14 protein-coding genes are annotated in these 18,627 nt (G+C 71.6%); 9 read left to right on the top strand and 5 right to left on the bottom strand.

Annotated features, from left to right (window positions below):
- Positions 1-197 precede the first annotated feature (197 nt).
- The 3 genes from AB0M36_RS05645 (at position 198) to AB0M36_RS05635 (ending at position 4,704) form a co-directional block, all read left to right on the top strand.
- Positions 198-3,116 (top strand): AAA family ATPase, encoded by a 2,919-nt coding sequence (locus AB0M36_RS05645; protein ID WP_364152941.1) that lies wholly within the window; start codon positions 198-200, stop codon positions 3,114-3,116.
- Between the two features lie 110 nt (positions 3,117-3,226).
- Complete coding sequence (locus AB0M36_RS05640; RefSeq protein ID WP_364152938.1) at positions 3,227-3,715, top strand: SigE family RNA polymerase sigma factor; 489 nt, start codon at positions 3,227-3,229, stop codon at positions 3,713-3,715.
- Complete coding sequence (locus AB0M36_RS05635) at positions 3,712-4,704, top strand: hypothetical protein (protein ID WP_364152935.1); 993 nt, start codon at positions 3,712-3,714, stop codon at positions 4,702-4,704. Before AB0M36_RS05640 ends, AB0M36_RS05635 begins: the two co-directional genes overlap by 4 nt.
- 66 nt (positions 4,705-4,770) lie before the next feature.
- Here AB0M36_RS05635 and AB0M36_RS05630 read toward each other — a convergent pair whose 3' ends face one another.
- The 3 genes from AB0M36_RS05630 to AB0M36_RS05620 form a co-directional block, all read right to left on the bottom strand.
- A complete protein-coding gene (locus AB0M36_RS05630) occupies positions 4,771-6,939 on the bottom strand; it encodes a hypothetical protein (protein WP_364152932.1) in 2,169 nt (722 codons plus the stop codon).
- A gap of 166 nt (positions 6,940-7,105) precedes the next feature.
- Positions 7,106-7,705: a nitroreductase family protein gene (locus AB0M36_RS05625; RefSeq protein WP_364152929.1), complete on the bottom strand. Its 600-nt coding sequence runs from the start codon at positions 7,703-7,705 to the stop codon at positions 7,106-7,108.
- A gap of 34 nt (positions 7,706-7,739) precedes the next feature.
- Entirely contained in the window at positions 7,740-8,501 is a 762-nt protein-coding gene (locus AB0M36_RS05620) for a pirin family protein (RefSeq protein WP_364152926.1), read from the bottom strand.
- Between the two features lie 108 nt (positions 8,502-8,609).
- Here AB0M36_RS05620 and AB0M36_RS05615 point away from each other — a divergent pair, with 108 nt between their 5' ends.
- The 4 genes from AB0M36_RS05615 (at position 8,610) to AB0M36_RS05600 (ending at position 13,867) form a co-directional block, all read left to right on the top strand.
- Positions 8,610-9,086 carry a MarR family transcriptional regulator gene (locus AB0M36_RS05615; RefSeq protein WP_364152923.1) on the top strand — a complete coding sequence of 159 codons (477 nt, stop codon included), beginning with the start codon at positions 8,610-8,612 and terminating at the stop codon, positions 9,084-9,086.
- A 125-nt stretch (positions 9,087-9,211) separates the two neighbouring features.
- A complete protein-coding gene (locus AB0M36_RS05610) occupies positions 9,212-9,658 on the top strand; it encodes an SRPBCC family protein (protein WP_364152920.1) in 447 nt (148 codons plus the stop codon).
- A gap of 192 nt (positions 9,659-9,850) precedes the next feature.
- Positions 9,851-11,905: an AAA family ATPase gene (locus AB0M36_RS05605; RefSeq protein ID WP_364152917.1), complete on the top strand. Its 2,055-nt coding sequence runs from the start codon at positions 9,851-9,853 to the stop codon at positions 11,903-11,905.
- Between the two features lie 93 nt (positions 11,906-11,998).
- The gene (locus AB0M36_RS05600; protein WP_364152915.1) at positions 11,999-13,867 is read left to right on the top strand and encodes a multicopper oxidase domain-containing protein; all 1,869 of its coding nucleotides are present in this window, start codon (positions 11,999-12,001) and stop codon (positions 13,865-13,867) included.
- Between the two features lie 41 nt (positions 13,868-13,908).
- On the opposite strand, the gene AB0M36_RS05595 is transcribed toward AB0M36_RS05600, so the two are convergent.
- Positions 13,909-14,934: an alpha/beta hydrolase-fold protein gene (locus tag AB0M36_RS05595; protein ID WP_364152912.1), complete on the bottom strand. Its 1,026-nt coding sequence runs from the start codon at positions 14,932-14,934 to the stop codon at positions 13,909-13,911.
- A 259-nt stretch (positions 14,935-15,193) separates the two neighbouring features.
- The gene (locus AB0M36_RS05590) at positions 15,194-16,621 is read right to left on the bottom strand and encodes a hypothetical protein (protein WP_364152910.1); all 1,428 of its coding nucleotides are present in this window, start codon (positions 16,619-16,621) and stop codon (positions 15,194-15,196) included.
- Between the two features lie 149 nt (positions 16,622-16,770).
- Between AB0M36_RS05590 and AB0M36_RS05585 the strand changes: the two genes are divergently transcribed.
- Positions 16,771-17,322 (top strand): GNAT family N-acetyltransferase, encoded by a 552-nt coding sequence (locus AB0M36_RS05585; RefSeq protein WP_364152907.1) that lies wholly within the window; start codon positions 16,771-16,773, stop codon positions 17,320-17,322.
- Positions 17,323-17,376: 54 nt separating this feature from the next.
- Positions 17,377-18,531 carry an epoxide hydrolase family protein gene (locus AB0M36_RS05580; protein WP_364152904.1) on the top strand — a complete coding sequence of 385 codons (1,155 nt, stop codon included), beginning with the start codon at positions 17,377-17,379 and terminating at the stop codon, positions 18,529-18,531.
- Positions 18,532-18,627 lie beyond the last annotated feature (96 nt).

Genomic DNA, 18,627 nt, shown 5'->3' with positions numbered 1-18,627 from the left:
GGGCGGTGCCTGGCCGCACCACGACATTCGCCAGGCACCGCCCGCTCGGCAGCCGGCTCCTGTGGGGATCCGCTTCGCGGGGACACGGGGTTGCCGTCCGTGACGGCGACGAGGCATGATCGCGCGGCGCGCGCGGCGGCCGCGTCGCGGGGTCGGCGCGCTCGCCGGCCCGGGGATCAGGAGAGCGGGCGACACCGGTGAGTGAGCACGGAGGCGGCGGGCCTGTCGGCCGGCTGGTCGGTCGCGACCGCGAGCTCCGCGCCCTGCGCCGTACGCTCGGCGGGTCCGACGCGCCGGGGTGCGTCGCGCTCGCCGGCGATCCGGGGATCGGCAAGAGCCGGCTGCTGGCCGAGTTCGGCGAGCTGGCCGAGACAGCCGGATTCGCCCTGTGCGCGGCCCGCGCGTCCGAATTCGAGCTCCACCTGCCGTTCGGGGTCTTCGTCGCCGCCCTTGACGACCATCTCGCCGCGCTCGGTCCGGCGCGCCTCGCGGTCCTCGGCGAGCCACAACTGGCGCTCCTGGCCGCGGTGTTCCCGGCCATCCCCGCCGCCGCTCCGGTCGACCTGGTCGACATGGAGCGTTACCGGCTCCATCGGGCCATCCGTTCCCTGCTCGAGCTGGTGGCCGGGCCGACCGGACTGGTCCTCGCCCTCGACGACCTGCACTGGGCGGACGAGGGCACGGTCGAGCTGCTCGACCACCTGCTCCGCCATCCACCCCGTGCCCGCGTCGTCCTGGCACTGGCCTGCCGGCCCCGGCAGGTCCCCGCCAGGCTGTGGCAGGCGCTGTCGCGGGCGGTGGCCGATGGAGCGGCCGAGCTGCTGGAACTCCTCCCACTGACCCGCGCCGAAGCGGATCCGCTGCTGCCGGCGGAGCTGGGCGCCGCCGGTCGGGACGAGCTCTACCGGGCCGGCGGCGGAAACCCGTTCTATCTCGACGCGCTGGTGCGAGCGGACTTCACCGGCGGCACCCCGGGCGAGCTGCCGCCCGGCGCCGACGGGGAACTGCCGGCGGCCGTCCACGCCGCGCTGGCCGCCGAGTTGGCCGCGCTGACCCCACCGCAGCGCACCGTCGCGCACGCCGCGGCCGTGGTCGCCGACGACTTCGACGCCGGGTTGCTGGCCGAGGCCGCCGCGATGGCGCCCGGGCCGGCGCTCGACGCCCTCGACCAGCTCTGTCAGCGTGATCTGGTGCGGCCGGGTCGGGCGGCGGGGCTGTTCCGGTTCCGGCACCCCCTGGTGCGCGCCGTCGCCTATCGCGACGCCGGCCCCGGATGGCGGCTGCAGGCACACGGTCGCGCCGCGGCCGCCCTGCGCTCCCGCGACGCGTCCGCGATCTCCCTCGCGCACCATGTCGAGCGTTCGGCCGTCGTCGGCGACCTGGACGCCGTCGCGGCGCTCGCCGAGGCCGCGGAGACGACGCTGCACGCCTCACCGTCCACCGCCGGGCATTTCCTGCGGGCCGCCCTGCGGCTGCTTCCCGACGCCGAGCCCACGACTCCCCAACGGTTGTACCTGCTGGGCCGGCTTGCCCAGGCCATGGGTGCGACCGGAGACCTCAGAGGGGCCCGGGAGACGCTGCACGAGGTGCTGCGGCTGCTGCCGGTCGAACTCACCGAGCTGCGGACCGAGACGGTCCGGTTCTGCGCGACGGTGGAGCGCCTCCTCGGCCGCTACATCGAGGCCAACGCGATGCTGCACAGCGAGTGGCGGCAGACCGCCGAGTCGGATCCCCATGCCGCGGCCGCCCTCCTCGTCGCCCTGGCCGCCGGTGCCGCCCTCGAACGCGGTACGGACCCGCGGCTCGCCCGGACCGCCGAGGCGATCGAGGCCGCACGCCGCACCGGTGATCACACGCTGCTGGCCATGGCACTGTCGGTCGCCTCGCTCACCCCGCCGGTGTGCGCCGCAGACGTGCCGGACCCGGCGGCGGGTCTCGACGAGGCGGCCGCTCTGCTGGACGCCCTGCCCGACGGCGAGCTGGCCCGCAACCTCGAGGCCATGCTGTGGCTGGGTTGGGCCGAGGCCGCCGCCGACCGCCTGACCGCGGCGGGCCGGCACCTCGACCGCGGCCTGCGGCTGGCCCGGGCCGGTGGACAGACCCATGTGATCGCCACCCTGAACGCCGTCCACGGCATGGTCCACGCCCATCTCGGCGACCTGGCCGACGCGACGGCCTGCTTCGAGGACGGACTGGAATCGGCGGAGCTGACCGACAGCGACGAGTTGCGGGCCGTGGCGCTGACCTTCGGCTGCTGGGTCACGACCTGGCGGGGCGACCTCGAGGAGGCCGTCCGGTTGGGCAAGCTGGCACTGGCCGCTGACGACCGTACGGTGGGAATGACCTGGAGAAGCGGGCAGGCCGCCGCGATGCTCGGCCAGGCGATGTTGCATTCCGGCGACCCGCACGCCTGCGTCGAGCTGCTGCTCACCACCGGCGGCGGCGTCGACCTACCCGACGTCGAGGCACTGAACCGGCCCATTGTGTACCAACTGCTCACCGAGGCCGAGGTGCAGCGCGGCCAGTTCGCCGCGGCGGCCCTCTGGGCCGGCCACGCCGAGGCCGCGGCGGCCGCGCTGGGGTTGCCGGTGCGCAACGGGATCGCGCGGCTCGCCCGGGTGATCGCCACGCTGCCGGTGGATCCGGCCGCGGCCGCCCCGCTCGCCGTCGCGGCGGCGGCGGCGTTCACCGGGGTCGGAGTGGCGGTGGAGGCCGGCCGGGCCCACCTGTTCGCGGCGGTCGCGTTCGCGGCCGACGGGGAGTCGGTGCCGGCCCGCGAGCATCTCGAAGCCGCCCGGACCCTCTTCGTCAGATGCGACGCTCAGCTGTTCCTCCCGCAGGTGGCGCGGGAGGAACGGCGCATGAACGCGCGCCGTCCACGAGCCGGCGCCGCGCCCGCGGCCGGATCCCTGGCCGAGCGCTGCGGGCTCACCGAACGGGAGGTCGAGGTGGCCACCCTGGTCTCGGCCGGGATGACCAATCGCGCGGTGGGCCGTCACCTGCACCTGAGCCCCAAGACCGTCGAAGTGCACCTGAGCCGGGTGTACGCGAAGCTCGCCGTCTCCGGACGCACCGCGTTGGCCAGCCGGTGGGCGGCGGAGGCGGCGGAAGAGTGAGGTCGGGAGCGCACCCGCGTCGACCGGGCTGAAAAATCTCCGATTCCCCAGGCAACGTCGGCGGCTGACAGGGCGTATTGATCAGCGACACCACATTGAAAGGCGCCGCTGTGACATCTGAAGGATTCGACGAGTTCGTGGTGAGCCGCTCGGCGCGGCTGCTGCGGACCGCGTTCCTGCTCACCCAGGACTGGGCACTCGCCGAGGATCTGCTGCAGGCATCCATGGTCAAGGCGTGGTCGGCGTGGCGGCGCATCGAGGGCGACCCCGAGCCGTACGTCCGCCGCGTCATGGTCAACACCAACACGAGCTGGTGGCGGCGACGGTGGCGGGCCGAGGTGCCGACCGAGCAGCTTCCGGAGTCGGCGACCGACCCGTACGCCGGACATGACGAACGCGAACAACTCTGGCAGGCGCTGCGCCGACTGCCGGCCCGGCAGCGCGCCGTGATCGTGCTGCGTTACTTCGAGGAGTTGTCCGAGGCCGAGATCGCCGACGCGATGGGCTGCACGGTCGGCACCGTCAAGAGCCAGGCCAGCAAGGCCCTGGCGAAGTTGCGCCTCGACGAGAACCTGACCCGCGAAGGAGTCCTCCGATGAACCTCACCCAACTGCGGGACGTGCTCGACGAGCGGTCCGCCACCGACCACAGCGATTTCCCCGGGCACCGGATGCTCGACGGCGTACACCACCGGTTGCGGATCCGGCGCCGGCGCCAGCAGGTCGCCGCCGCGGCCGCGGCGTTCGTCGCGGTCGCCGCCGTGGGGGTGGGCACGCTGGTCGCTCCGGACCACCAGCGGGGTACGCCCACCGCCACGCCCTCGACTCCCCCACCGACGCACACCATCGAGGGCTTCCCCGAGTACGACGGCGGCCACCGGGTCATCGCGGCGAAGACGGCGCTGCCGCCGGCGAAGTCGGTCTCGCTGACGTTCACGCCGACAACCATCACCAACCTGTCCTTCCTGACCCGATGCGAAGGCGCCTTTCCGCACAAGCTGAGCCTCAACGGCCAGCCGGTCAGCGAGGGCGACCAATGTTCCGGGTTCGTCACCATTCCGGAGCCCGGCAAGGAGCTCCGCCTCGCGGTCGGCAAGCCGGCCACTGTCGAGCTCACCTTCACCGAGGGCGCACCGACGACCGACTTCGCGGTGGCCGTGGGGGTGCCCGTGGATCCGGCGACGTACCCGTACCCGCCGCGGCCGGCGACGCTGACTCCGCTGGAGCTGCCCACCGGCAACCCGGACGCCAAGGACCCGGCCGACCGCGTCATCGTCCTGCGGTCGGACCCGACCAACCCGCTGCTCCCGGTGTCGAAGACTTTCACCTGGCCGGGCACGGACGTGGTCGTCCACGCGAACACGCCGGGTGGTGTCACGGTCACCATCAACGGCTCCAAGGGAGCCACCTGCCGGTTCTGGAGCTACGGCTTGGCCGGATGCGGCCTAGGGGACGGCGACAGCCGGAAAGACTCCCGGGGAAAGACGATTCGTAGGGGGGACACAGTCACCCTCACCGCCGTCCCGGACGGCACAAGCGGCGAGTGGGCCGTGATCATCGAGAACTACATCATCGACTCGGAAGACTGAGGTTCTCCTCCGGCTGATCGGGGAGCGGGCACGCTCCCCGATCAGCTCGCTTCCACCTCCGTCTGTTCAGAGCAGGTCGGCGAGGAGCTTCTCCGGGCGGAGTGCGTCGTAGGTGCAGTCCGCGCTGGTTCCGAAGGTGATCGTGGCCTGCTCGGGGCTGTTGACCATCGTCGCGCCGCGCGCTCGGGCGTGGCGCGCGGCCAGGGCCGCGACGCTCAGCTTGGTGTCGCGTCGGCCGACCACCGCGGACACCAGGGTGGCGATGTCGTGCCCGTCCGACTCGACCTGTGCCCGCGGGCTGGAGTTCAGGTAGACATCCACGTAGAGGATCTCGTTGGTGTCCAGGTCGAGCAGCATCGGCACGGCGTAACGCTTGCGGCCGGTCAGGGCGAACGCGTTCGCCACCGTCGCGGGATCGAACGCGCGGTCCTTGCTGCTCGCGTTGTCGCGCAGCATCCATCCCGTGTACGCCTCGGGCAGCTCCTCGAACCTCGGTCCGTCATAGCGGAACACGACCGGCACCAGATAGCGCCAACCCCGCTTGCGCCCCATGCGGGCCGCCTTCGCCAGGTCGATGTCGAGGAACTCCTCGGCGCCCTCCTCCGCGGACGTGAGGTCCCCGGAGTGGACCATCACCCGGTTGGTGAGGTTGGTCCAGGACACCTGGCCGACGACGCCGAACGACGCGTCCAGGGCGACGCAGGACAGGTCGAGGTCGCTGGTCTCCTCGGCCTCGCGCCAGTGGATGAACAGCCGCACCACCTTGGCGTCGCCGACCGGTAGCCGGCTGCCGCGCTCCACCTGCACGAGCCCCTGCGCGGTGGCGCGCAGCTGATCCGGAAGCAGCAGCCGGTCCAGGCCGGCCTCGACGTGCACGGTCTCGCCGAGCCAGTCACCCTTGGCCGCGATCTGCGCGTCCACCGCCGCGTCGACCGCGCAGAGCAGTTCCTCGCGGAAGTCCGCCGGCACGGCGAGGTGGCCGGGCCGCCGCACGATCGGCAGCGCCGAGCCGTCCGTGCCGAAGACCACGCGCGGGTACGTGTGACCGTTGTCGGCGAGCTGCGCGCGGGCGGCGAGCAGCACCCGCAGCGGAATCCGTTCCGCCGCGCCGGCGAGCGCCTCGACCAGCGCGGCCCGCTGGCGCGGCCGTCCGGCGGCCATGGCGGCGAGGCGGCGCAGGCCCCGACCGAGCAACCCGGGTGCCTCGGCGGCGGCCAGGGCCACCGCCGCGACATAGTCCTCGGCGAGCAGCCGCTCGAACCGGGACGGGAACGAGCTCCGATCGTGGCGGCTGTCGCGCAGCCGGGCGAAGGTCTCCCGCACCCGGGGCGCGCGGAACTCGCCGACGTGCAGGCCACGGTCGATCGCCAGCCACAGCCCGCGACGGCGGAAGACGTCGCCCAACCGGTCGCTTGCCTCCAGCGTCTCGACCACGACGCGGCGGTCGGCGCGGGACAGACGCGGATAGGTGACCGGCGTGGCGAGGCTGGGGTCGCCGCCGGTCAGCTTGGCGAACAGTCGCAGCAGATCGTCGGGCGTGGCTCCGGTCGACCGCAGGCGCTCGCGGTCGAATGCCCAGAGCAGCTCGAACAGCAACGTGCGATTCTCCCGGAAGCGGACGTCGCTCGGCTCGAGGCCTTCCACCCCGAGCCGGTTGACCAGCATCCCGAGGTCGCGCTGCACGTCCTCGCGCAGCGACGCGGCGCTCGCGAAGCAGTCCCGCATCCAGCCGCGCAGCCGCGTCTCCAACTCGGCGGCGTCGACCAGCCGCACGGTGATCCACTCGATCCGGCTGTCCGGGGGCAGCAGCGCCTGCGCGCGCCGGTCGACCTCGGCCCGCACCTTGTCCTGCGGGATCGAGGACGCCGGCCACCAGCCCATGCGGCTGAAGTCGAGCGCCTCGCGCCAGGCGTCCGGGGTGTCGTCGCAGCCGATCATCCGGACGTGTGCGACGAGGCACCGGAGTACCACGTCGTCGAACTCCGGCAACCGGTCCGGGAATCCACGGAACAACGGCGCGTACGTGCCGGTTTCGCCGCGCTTGGCCCGTACGTGTGCGATCAGTTCGCGGTGCGGCCCGGCCAGGCCGTCGGTGATCGCCTCCGGGTTGGCGAACCGGACGCCGACGTGCGCGAACTCGGCGAGCAGCGGCGCGGACACGGCGGGGGTGGCGGTGCCCCCCGGCGTCACGACCAGTCCCAGGCGGTCGAATCCGATCCGCTCCAGCGCGTCCATGTGCACCCCCTGCTCGAAAGAAAATCGGCGTCGCGAGGCGACGCCGATGTGAGGAGAGTGCCCGGGCGGTTTCACCCAAAGAAGTTGTCGAAGTATGCCCGGGCTAGGCCTCTGCGCAGGAGAGTACGGGAACTGCTCCCTGCTGGGCACCCCAATATCGCGGCGGTCAGGCCGCCGCGCCGAGCGGTTCGGCACCGGGCAGGAGCAGGGTGTCGAGGGGCAGACGGGTGCGGGGCGCGCGTTCGCGCTCGGCCAGGGCCTCCGGCAGCGTGGCCGTCGGGTCGTGGCGGCCGATCGCGAGCACGGTCACCGGGCGCACCGTGGACGGCAGGGCGAGCGAGGCGGTGACGGCGGCGGTGTCGAAGCCGCCCATCTGGTGCACGGCCAGGCCGAGGTGTTCGGCCTGGACGACGAGCGCGGCGGCGGCCTGACCGGTGTCGTACTGGGCCCACGGCCTGCCGCGGCCGGCCTCGTCCTCGGTCTGCGCCGCGACCAGCAGCAACATGCTCGCCCGCGGCGCCCACGCGCGGTTGCCCTCGGCCAGAGCCGCGGTCAGCAGGTCGAAGGCGCGCTCGCCGCGGCGGGTGGGCAGGAAGCGCCACGGCTGGCTGTTGTTGGCCGACGGGGCCCAGCGGGCGGCCTCCAGCAGCGCGGCGAGGGCGGTGTCGTCGAGGCGGTGACCGGCGTCGAAGCCACGGGGGCTCCAGCGGCCGGCGAGCAGCGGGTGCAGCGGCAGCGCCGTCTCGACGGTCTTGGAAGTGTGCATGGCAGGACTCCTTGTCGGTGCGAGAGACGCCGGGTCAGGCAAGGGTGGCGTGCATTTCCCACACGAGGATCTCGGCGGATTCGGTGGCGGTGAGCCGCTGGCCGCCGGTGGCGGTGAACCGGACGGCGTCGCCGGTGCCCAGCGCGCCGGAGCCCTCCAGGGTCACGGCGCCGCGGGCCACGAACAGGTGCAGGAACGGCGCCTCGGGCAGCCGTACGCTCTGGCCGGGCTGAAGCCGGGCGGCGTAGAGCGCGGCGTGCTTGTTCTTGATGCGGATGGCGGCGTCGTCGTGGTGCTTGCTCATCCCGGAGGCGACGGTGACCAGGCCACCGGCCAGCAGCTCGTTGTCGATCTCCAGCTGCTCGTAGCCGGGCGTGATGCCGGACTCGTCGGGCACCACCCACATCTGCACGAAGTGCACCGGGTCGCTGTGCTGATCGCCGGACAGCCGCCAGGAGTCGTTCTTCTCCGAGTGCAGGATGCCGGTGCCGGCGCTCATCCGCTGCGCCAGGCCGGGGTAGATGACGCCGGAGTGGCCGGTGGAGTCCTGGTGCACCAGGGAGCCCTGCAGCACCCAGGTGACGATCTCCATGTCGCGGTGCGGGTGGGTGTCGAAGCCGGTGCCCGGGTGCACGACGTCGTCGTTGTTGACCAGCAGCAGGCCGTGGTGGGTGTTGCTGCGGTACTGGTGGCTCCCGAACGAGAAGGAGTGCTTCGAGTCCAGCCAGTCGATCTTGGTCGCGTAGCGCTTGCCCGCCGGGCGGACGTCGATCTTCGGGGTGAGCGGGGTGTTCATCGTGGTGCCTCCCAGCGGTGGCGGAGCGGAGCTTCCTTCACCAAGTTACATGACACGTCATCTACCAGCAAGATGATGTGTCATGGAAATCGGGTATCCTCCGGTGTCATGGGCACCATCTGGCTCACCGATGAACAGCAACGCGCGTGGCGCGCCTATCTGGGCATGCAGGCCCGGCTGACCGCCGAGCTCAACCGGCAGCTCCAGGCCGAGTCCGGCCTGTCGCTGTCCGACTACGACGTGCTGGTGAAGCTCACCGACGCGGCGGGCGGGCGGCTGCGTCCGTACGAATTGCAGAGGGCCTTGGAATGGGAGCAGAGCCGGCTGTCGCACCACCTGGGCCGCATGCAGCGCCGTGGGCTCGTCGCCCGCCAAGACTGCGACGATGACGGCCGCGGCTCCTACATCGTCGTCACCGACGCCGGTCGGGACGCGATCGCCTCCGCCGCCCCCGGGCACGTGAACACCGTCCGGCGACTGTTCTTCGACCACCTCGACGCCGAACAGGTCCGCGTCGTCGAGCAGTTGGCCAACGGCGTGCTCGCCGCCCTCGACACGGCCGAAAGGCCAGCCGCCTCCGGGTAGCGGGTCGACCTCGCGCATGAGCAGCGTTGACCATTGATGAGCAGTCTTTGGCCGCGCGGTTGGACAGCACCGTCCGCCAGAGTCGGAGTCACGGAAAGCCCGACTCCGACTCTGGGGACCAGAACATGATCACGAGCATCGAGGAGCACGCCGCGGTCGTCGTCCGCCGCGAGATCCGCATCGCCGCCCCGATCAACCGGGTGTGGCACCTGCACACCGACGTCAACCGGTGGAGGGACTGGCAGGCCGACATCGACACCGCGTATGTCGACGGGCCGCTGCGGCAGGGCGTCACGTTCCACTGGAGCACCGCGGGCCTGCAGATCGCCTCGACCGTCTACGCGATCGACGCCCCGTACCGCATTCTCTGGGGCGGTCCGGCGCACGGCATCACCGGCGTCCACGACTGGACCTTTACCGCCGACGGTGCGGCGACGGTCGTGCGCACCGCCGAGTCGTGGGACGGCAACGCGGTCCGGGCCGATCCGGACAACCTGCGCGAGGCCCTCGACGCCTCACTCTCCTCATGGCTCGACCATCTCCGCAAGACCGCCGAGAACCTCACCCGCTGAAGGAGAACGTGACCATGCTCGTCATCGGCCTCAGCCTCTGGGACTGATCCGGCGAGCCCCCCGACCGGCGGGGCTGCCGGTCATCCCCCCGCCCGGCAGCCCCGCCACCAACGTCCTTGTTACTTGACAGCACCTATCTGAATGATCATCGATTTGGGGCGACGTGCCAGGATACGTGCCCGGGGAGGACACGTGGACAACAGCGAGATGCCGGTCGCCCGATCGTTGGCGGAACGGTTGCGGCTGGCCAGGGCGCGCGCGTTCGTCGGCCGAAACGACGAATTGGCGGCGTTCGAGGCGGCGTTGCGCGGGGACCCGACGGCGGCGCCGGTTCTCTATGTGCACGGCCCCGGAGGAATCGGAAAGTCGACTCTGGTCAGGCAGCTCTGCGACCAGGTGCGGCATGCCGGCCGTCCCCTGATCGAGATCGACGGCCGGTTCGTCGGCCGGTCGCCCGCCGAGTTCGAGCACACCGCCCAGCCGGTGCTGGACCGTCGAGACGCCGTCCTCGTCGTGGACTCGTTCGAGCACTGCCAGTGGTTGGAGGCGTGGCTGTGGCAGCAATTCCTGCCGCGGATCGCCGACGGCGCCCTGGTCGTGCTGGCGGGCCGGCAGACCCCCATGACCGCCTGGACGTCCGACCCGGGCTGGGCGGACGTCCTGCGGGTCTTCGAGCTGGGACCGCTCAGCGAGGAGCAGGCCCGACGCCTGCTGACGGTCAACGGCGTCAACGCCGACAACCAGGAAGCATTGGTACGGCTGGCCGGCGGCAACCCCCTCGCGCTCTCCCTGGCCGCCGCGGTCGACTCGGCACATCCCGGCGCCGCGCTGAACTGGTCGTCGTCGGCCGAGACGCTGCGGACGCTCATCGCCGGCCTGATCGGCGAGGTGCCGTCGTCGACGCATCGGCGGGCGCTCGAGGTCGCGGCGCAGGCACACACGACCACCGAGGAACTGCTGCACGCCGCCCTGCCGGACGAGGACGCCCAGACCCTGTTCGCCTGGTTGCGCGGGCTGCCGTTCATGGAGACCACACCGCGCGGCATCTACCCGCACGACGCGGCCCGCGAAGCCGTCGTCGCCGACCTGCGCTGGCGCGCGCCTCAGGCGTTCCTGGCGATGAAGCGGAAGCTGACCGCGGAATACCTGCGCGTGCTGCGCGAGGCGCCGACGGACCAGATGGCCGACCTCACCAGAAAGATCTTCTACCTCTTCCGCGAGGTGAAAGCGATCGCGAAGAACCAGGTGTGGGACCGCGACGGCGAGGTGCACGACGACCCGCTCCGGCCGGAGGACGTCGAGACCATCGTCGCGATGGCCGCCGATGTGGAGGGTCCCGAGTCCGCCGAGCTGGTCCGATACTGGATCGGCAGGCAGCCGGAGGCGTTCAGCGTCTTCCGGCTGATCAGCACCGGCCGGACCGTGGCCTTCTCCACCCGGCTGGCCCTGCCGTTCCCGCCCGACGCCCAGGACATCGCCACCGACCCGGTCGTCGCGGCTGCCTGGGAATTCTGCATGAGCACCGCCCCGGCGCGGCCCGGCGAGCACATCGGCATGACCCGGTTCTGCGTCTACCCCGAGGCGCACGAGGTGCCCTCACCCGTGACCAACCTGAACCAGTCGCGGGCGCACGCCGAGGTCGCCCGCGTGGGCAGCGGCCGCGCGTACGGAATGCTGGTCTTTCACGATCACGAGGCGTGGGCCGAACGGCTCAGGGGCGTCATGACCGACGCCGGGGTGCGGCCCACGGTCGGCGACCGGACCTACGCGCTGTTCGTCAACGACTGGCGCCAGGTGCCGTTCGAGACCTGGATCGACCACATCATCAACGAGACGGACGTCCCGGCGCCGGCCGCTCCGTCCGGCACCACCCGCACCGCGTTCGACCAGGCGGTGCGGGACGCCCTGCAGCATTGGCGGTCGCCGCGCGCCTTCGCCGTCGTCGACCTGCTGAAGACCCGGCTCGTGGCGGACTCCACCGACGCCGTCGCGGACCTGCGCGCGCTGATCGAGCAAGCGGTCGGCGAGGTGGGCCACCACACCAAGACCGTCAAGGCGCACGAGGCCCTGGTCGCCACCTTCTTCTCGGGTGCGCCCACCCAGGAGGCGGCCGCCCGCCGCGCGGGGATGGCCTTCAGCACCTATCGCCGGCACCTGCGTCAGGGCCTCGACCAGGTGTGCGCCTCGCTCTGGGACATCGAGCTGCACGGCACGGGCCCACGGGTGAACAGAACTGAGCAGCGCTGAGCGGTCGCTGACGACCCGATTGAACAGGGGTTCCCGCCAGTATCGGTGGCGCACCGGTGATCACCGGTGCGCCCCGAGCCCCCGGAGTGCCCCGTGGCTGAGCCGCTGTTCATCATCGACCTGCTCCTCGCGGTCTTCGCCGCGATCAGCGCGATACCTCTGGCCCTGCGCGCCGCCGGCGGACGCCGCCTGCGATGGCCGCTGATCGTCACCGGCGTCCTGCTCGCCGCCCGGATCGTCGTCGCGGCGCTGCTGTGGACCGAAAGCTGGCACCTGGTCAGCGACCGGGTCACCGTCGGCCTGCCGGTGGCCGTCCTCCCGCTCGCCGTGACGATCGCCTCGGCGGTGCGCGGCGCCCGTACCCGGATCGCCGGGCAGGTCGCCGCCACCGGCGTGCTGATCTCCGCCTACCTGGCCTGGGTTCCCCAGGATCCGGCCGACCGGACCGTGATCGCCGCGATCAGCCTCGTCATCCTGGCGACGATCGGGGCGGTAGCGGCCGCCCGGCTCCGCCCCTGGGCCACCGCATCTCGTGCGGCCCGCCTGCCGTGGCTCGCCACCCTGAGCACCGTCGCGCTGATCCTCGCGATCGTCGGACTGTATGTGCAGAACCAGGCCCCCGCCTCGGCCGCCGGCCACGGGCATCACGGCACCGCCATCGCCACCCTCACCGGCCCCCGCCAGGGAACACCCGATGTGCGGTTCACCCTGGTCGCGGCGCAGGGCAAGGTCCGGCTCTCCTCGGGTACGGACATCGAGGCGTTGACGTTCAACGGCGCGTCACCGGGGCCCACCCTGCGGGTGCGGCAGGGCCAGCTCGTCGAGGTCACCCTGGTCAACACCGATGTCGCCGAGGGCGTCACCGTGCACTGGCACGGCGTCGACGTGCCCAACGCCGAGGACGGCGTTCCCGGCGTCACCCAGGACGCCGTCACGCCCGGCGGCCGGCACGTCTACCGGTTCGTCCCCAACCGGGCCGGCACCTTCTGGTACCACACCCATCGCGACTCGCAGGAGGCCGTCGCCCGTGGACTGTTCGGCGCCCTCCTGATCGACCCACCCGCGGGGCCCGACAACGCCCGGTCCCACGAATCGACGCTCTTCACCCACCAGTGGCCGGTCGGGAAGGACCTCATCGGCGCGCTCGACACCGCCGACAACCGCACCACCCAGCACGTCGACGCCGGCAAGCCGGTCCGCCTGCGCCTGATCAACAGCTCCCGGAACCCCCAGCGCGTCCAGGTGACCGGCACCGAGCACCGGGTGACCGCGATCGACGGCAACGCCGTCCACGAACCCGGCCCGCTGCCCAGTGGGGGGATCCTGCTGCTGTCCGCCGGTGGCCGCTACGACGTGAGCTTCCCGATGCCCGCCACCCCGGTCGTCGTCAGCATGCACACCGCCGAGCAGACCGACACCGCCACCCGCGTCCTGACCCCCGGCGCCGACGACACGGCCGCCCCGCGGGCCACCGGCGACGGACCCGTGTTCGATCCGACCCACTACGGCACGCCGGACGGCACCGGAGCGCAGCGCCCGGCCAACCGCACCTTCGACCTCGTCATGGACAACGGCTTCGGGTTCGCCAACGGCGACTTCGCCTGGGCCAACACCGTGAACGGGGCGTCCAGCCCGGCCATCCCGACCCTGATGGTCGACCGCGGTGACACCGTACGGATGCGGTTCACCAACCGCGGCATCATCGACCACCCCATGCACCTGCACGGCCACCGCATCCGCGTCCTGTCCCGCAACGACGCGCGGGTCAGCGGCAGTCCGTGGTGGACCGACACCCTCAACGTCGCGCCGGGCGAGTCCTACGAGATCACGTTCACCGCCGACAATCCCGGCGTGTGGATGGACCACTGCCACAACTTCGAGCACGCCGCCGAGGGCATGCTGTGGCACCTCGCCTATACCGGAGTCTCCGGCCCTACCCACGCGACACACTCCTCGGAGTAGGCGGGCGGATCCGCGGCCGTGCGGCCGCGCCGGGGCGGAGGTCAGGGCAACGGTCGGGCCAGGCGGGCGGAGAGCCAGTCGAACGCCGGGCCCACCATCTGACGCCAGACCGTGTGGCTGTGGCCCCCGCGTTCCAGCACGGCCGTGGTGACCGAGAGCGGAGGCCGGGCGGCGCGGACGATCAGCTCCGAGTCGCGAGGGATGTTCTTCTCGTCCTTCGCCCACCCGATCCAGAGAGCCAGAGGCGGCTGGGGCAGGTGCTGAAGCCGCCACAGCACATTGTGTTCGGTGGCCTCCAGGCCGTCACCGACGGTGATGCCCGGCCCGGCCAGGCCGGACAGGCTGGCGGCGGCCGCGTACAGGGTGGGATGCCGAAGGGCCAGGCTGGTCGCGCAGTAGGCACCGGCCGAGTAACCGATCAGGCCCCACCCCGCGCGATCGTTGCGGACACGGAACTTCGCCTTGACGTACGCCGGCACGTCGACGGTCAGGAACGTCTCGGTCTGTTCCGCGCCGACGAGGTTGGTGCATTCCGTGTCGAGGGTCGCGGGCCTCGGCGACTGGAACGGGAACAACACCACCGTGGGCGCCATCCGACCGGCGGCGATCTCCGTGTCCAGGACCGACTGGACCCGAAGCTTGGTCAGCCAGGTACGCGGATTCCCGGAGAAGCCATGCTGAGCCTGGATCACCGGGAACCGCTGCTTGCCGGTGCGGTAGGCGGCGGGCAGGTAGACGAACATCGTCAGGTTGAGCTTGCTGGCCTTCCCGGGCACGGTGACCTTGCGGATCACACTGCCCGTCGCCGACCCCGGGGCGTCCGGCGCCGGATCCGCGCTGGCCGAAGCCGTGGACTGCGACGCGGCCTCCAGAGTGAACGCCTCGGTCATCCGATTCACCTGCACCAGCGCCGCGGCGGTGATACTCACCAGGGACGCGAGCAGCGCAACACCGCGCACCAGCACACGCAGCCGGCCGCCGCGCTCCCACGACATGGCGACCAGTACGGCCGTCAGGAACACGGCCCCCAGCGTGCCGACCAGCAGCGGCGTTCCGGTGAGGCTCATGACCCCGCCAACGTGTCGACTTCGCCGCAGGCCCCCGTGAGACCTCCGGCCGGCGTCCGCCCGGTTCCGTCTGCGCTCACCATCGTCACGCCCCCTCGGTCGATTCGTTCGGCGGACAGCATGCCGAACAGGGGTGTGAAATCCGCGTAACCAACCAGAAAGCCACTGACGGTACGGAGCCGATCACATAGCCATCCCTGCCCCGCGCTGCCGACCTTGACGACTTCGTCCTAAGGGGACAGGAGGTCTTAGCGGCGGGTCAGGCCCGGTCGCGGATCCAGGTGAGGCAGGCGTTGTCGACGGACTTGAAGGGCTTGCTGAAGGCTTCCTCGGAGGCCCGGTCGAGGTCGCTGTCCTCGCGCAGGTAGAGCCGGACGAAGGTGAAGAGGGCCTTCTCGCCGTACTTCTCGGCGAGGCAGCTCGCGGCGAAGTGGCCGAGGCCGTAGAAGGCGTCGCTCTCGTCGTCGTCGGCGTCGTCGGCGAGCGCGTGGAGCGCGATGGACTCCGGGCGGTCGGTGCCGTGCACCGCGTCGCGGACCGACGGGCGGCGCCAGCTGGCGGTGGCCAGGTTCGGGTGCCAGCCGATGTATTCGGCGATGCCCTCCTCGAGCCACATGCCGCTGGAGCCGGAGCCGCTCTGGTTCAGGCCGCCGACCGTCACCACGTGGGCGAGTTCGTGCTGGATCGTGGTGGCGAGGAGGTCGGGTTCGTTCTTCAGCTCGGCCATGTTCAGCACGACGTCGGTCGTGGACCTGACGAGCGTCTGTGTGTATGCGACGGTCCAGGAGCCGCGCTGACCGCCGTACCAGGTCTTCCACTGCCGGGGGCCGGCCAGGTAGATCCGGTAGCGCTGCTGCGGGTTGGCGACCAGCCCGGCGAACCGGTCGGCGACCGCCGCGGCGCGTTCCGCGATGGGCAGCAGCCGCTTGAGGTGCTTGCGCTCGCCGGGCGTGGCGAGCAGCGTGACCCGTTTGCCCTGGACGGCGACCAGTTCGCTGTCCTCCCAGGGCGCGGGCAGCAGGGTCCAGTCGCCGCTCTTCTTCGAGACGAGCGAGGTGATCAGCATCTTGCCGTCGCGCGGGGTAAGGACGAGTTCGTGGAACGCCACCGGCATGCCGTCGGTGTCGGGGGCGCCGGCCGCGCCGCACTTGTCTCCGACGAAGCAGTACGTGATCTCCGCGTCGACCTTGACCGCGTTGTCGTCGGCCGCGTACCCGGAGTCGACGAGGTAGTCGAAGTGGCTGACGCCGAGCGTGCGCAGCGACCGGAACATGGTCCGATAGCGGGCTTGCAGCTTGGGGAGTTTGGGGTCGACCACCGCCAGCCAGGCCTTCTCGTCGCCGCTGAGCAGGGCCTGCGCCTGCAGGTCCAGGGCCGCCCGCACCGACTCGGTCGGGGTGAGCGGGCGGGACGCGGTGGGCTCTTCGGGAGCGTCGAACGGCCCGTGCACGGTCACGTAGACGGCACTGCCGAGGACGGCGACCACGGTGGCCAGGGCGAACAGGCCGCCGGCCCATCGGCGCCAGTTGAAGCGACTCCGTTCCGGGAGCAGATCCGGCAGGCCGGAAGGGGGGACGAACGGCATGTCGAAGGGCGTTTCCGCCGGATGCGGCGAACGCTGCAGCGGCACGAACGCCGGGGCGACAGACCCCGCCGCCGGGGTGGTGACGTCGTCGCCGTCGGGCACAGCCGCTCCTTCAACATGAACATTTTTGCGGGCTCATCCTGCCAGGCCGGCCGCCGCCCGCGCACCCGACGAACCGGCGGTCCCCGCGGACGTTTCGTAGCTGTTGCCCGGCTTTGAGAAGTGCGCCCGCGCGACGGTAGGTTCGCAGCGTGGAACTGCTGCGCACCTCTCGGACCCTGCTTCGCCGCTGGCGGGAGGACGACCTTCACGCGTACTTCGAGATCTACTCCCGGTGGGAGGTCATGCGATGGCTCGGGGCACAGCCTCGGCGCGTGGTGGCCGACCTGGACGAGGCCCGGGAGCGACTCGCCCGCCGGCGCGAGCGGGAGGCCGGCCTGCCGTCGCCCTACGGGTTGTGGGCGCTCCTGGTGACGGATCCCGCCGGTCACTGGGGTGCGGATCCGGTAGGTACGGTGTTGCTGCTGCCCTTGCAGGACGCCTCGGGCATGACCACCGAGGTGGAGATCGGGTGGAACCTGCACCCGGACCATCAGGGTCGGGGCCTGGTCACCGAGGCGGCGAGGGCGCTGCTGGGCGCCGCCGAGCAGGCGGGGCTGACCCGGGTTCTCGCGTTGACCGATCCCGACAACACCGCCTCGCAGGCGGTCGCCGGACGGCTCGGCATGCTCGACGAGGGACTCACCGACCGGTGGTTCGCGACGACGACACGTCAGTTCCGGTGGTCCGCGGCGCGTCCCTGAGCCCTCAGAACGGCGTTGTGGCGCCCGTGGGGCCGTCTGCCATCATCATCGATCATGACGCCCTTCACGATCGCGGTCCCCGAGTCCGTGCTCGACGATCTCGCGACACGGCTGGCCCGGACCAGGCTTCCCGCGCGTACGCCGGGTGAGCGGTGGGCCGCCGGCACGGACCCGGACTACCTGCGTGAGCTGCTCGACTACTGGGCCACCGGTTTCGACTGGCGCGGCCGGGAGCGGTGGCTGAACTCGTTCCCCCAATACCAGGCGGAGGTGGGCGGGCAGACCGTGCACTTCGTCCATGCCCGCGGGGTCCGCCAGGCCGGTCGGCCCGCGCCGACGCCCCTGGTGGTGACGCACGGGTGGCCGTACTCGTTCGTGGAGATGCTGCCGCTGGTGGCGCGGCTCGTCGATCCGGCGGCGTATGGCGGTGACCCGGGCGACGCCTTCGACGTCGTGGTGCCCTCGCTGCCGGGCTTTGGTTACTCGGCCCCGCCGGACAGCGGACCGGTGACCCCGGAACGGACCGCGGACACCTGGGTCCGGTTGATGACCGAGGTGCTCGGCTACCCCCGCTTCGGCACCTACGGCGAGGACATCGGCAGCAGCGTCAGCCATTGGATCGCCGCCTCCCATCCCGACCGGGTGATCGGGATCCATGTGGCGCAGGCGGCGTTCCCGCCCCCGGAGCGCAGCGCCGATCTGACCGCCGCCGAGCAGGCTTTCCTGCGGTGGTCGAGGGACAAGTGGGAGGGCGGCGAAGGGTACGCCGAGATTCAGGCCACCCGCCCGGACACACTGGCCGCGGCGCTGATGGATTCGCCATCGGGTCTGGCCGCGTGGCTGGTGGAGAAGTTCCAGGCGTGGAGCGACTGCGGTGGCGAGGTCGAGCGCCGGTTCAGCAAGGACGACCTGCTGACCACCATCATGATCTACTGGGCGACCGGCACGATCGGGTCGTCGTTCCGCCCGTACTTCGACCGGTCGCACCGACTGCCCCTTCCCGTCCTCACGGTGCCCGCCGGGATCACGGTGGGCGTGGGCGATCTCGGAATGCCCCGGGCGCTCGCCGATCGCACGTACACCGATATCCGTTTCTGGCACGACCTGCCGGCGGGCGGTCACTTCGTCGCCAGGGAGGAGCCCGGCCTCGTGGCGGAGGACATCCGCGACTTCTTCCGGCCACTCAGGCACCACGAACACCAGCGGTAGACCCTGGTCCCACGTCCGTGAGCCAGCTCACGGAGGCGGGGCGGCGACCAAGCATATTGTCGCGGCTACTCCCCGACTGCACCGGAAAACACGGCC

It is taken from the genome of Actinoplanes sp. NPDC051346, from assembly GCF_040682215.1.
In the GTDB taxonomy this organism is placed as follows: domain Bacteria; phylum Actinomycetota; class Actinomycetes; order Mycobacteriales; family Micromonosporaceae; genus Actinoplanes.
The sequence above is the reverse complement of the archived record's forward strand: the minus strand, read 5'-3'. Positions and strand labels throughout refer to the sequence as shown.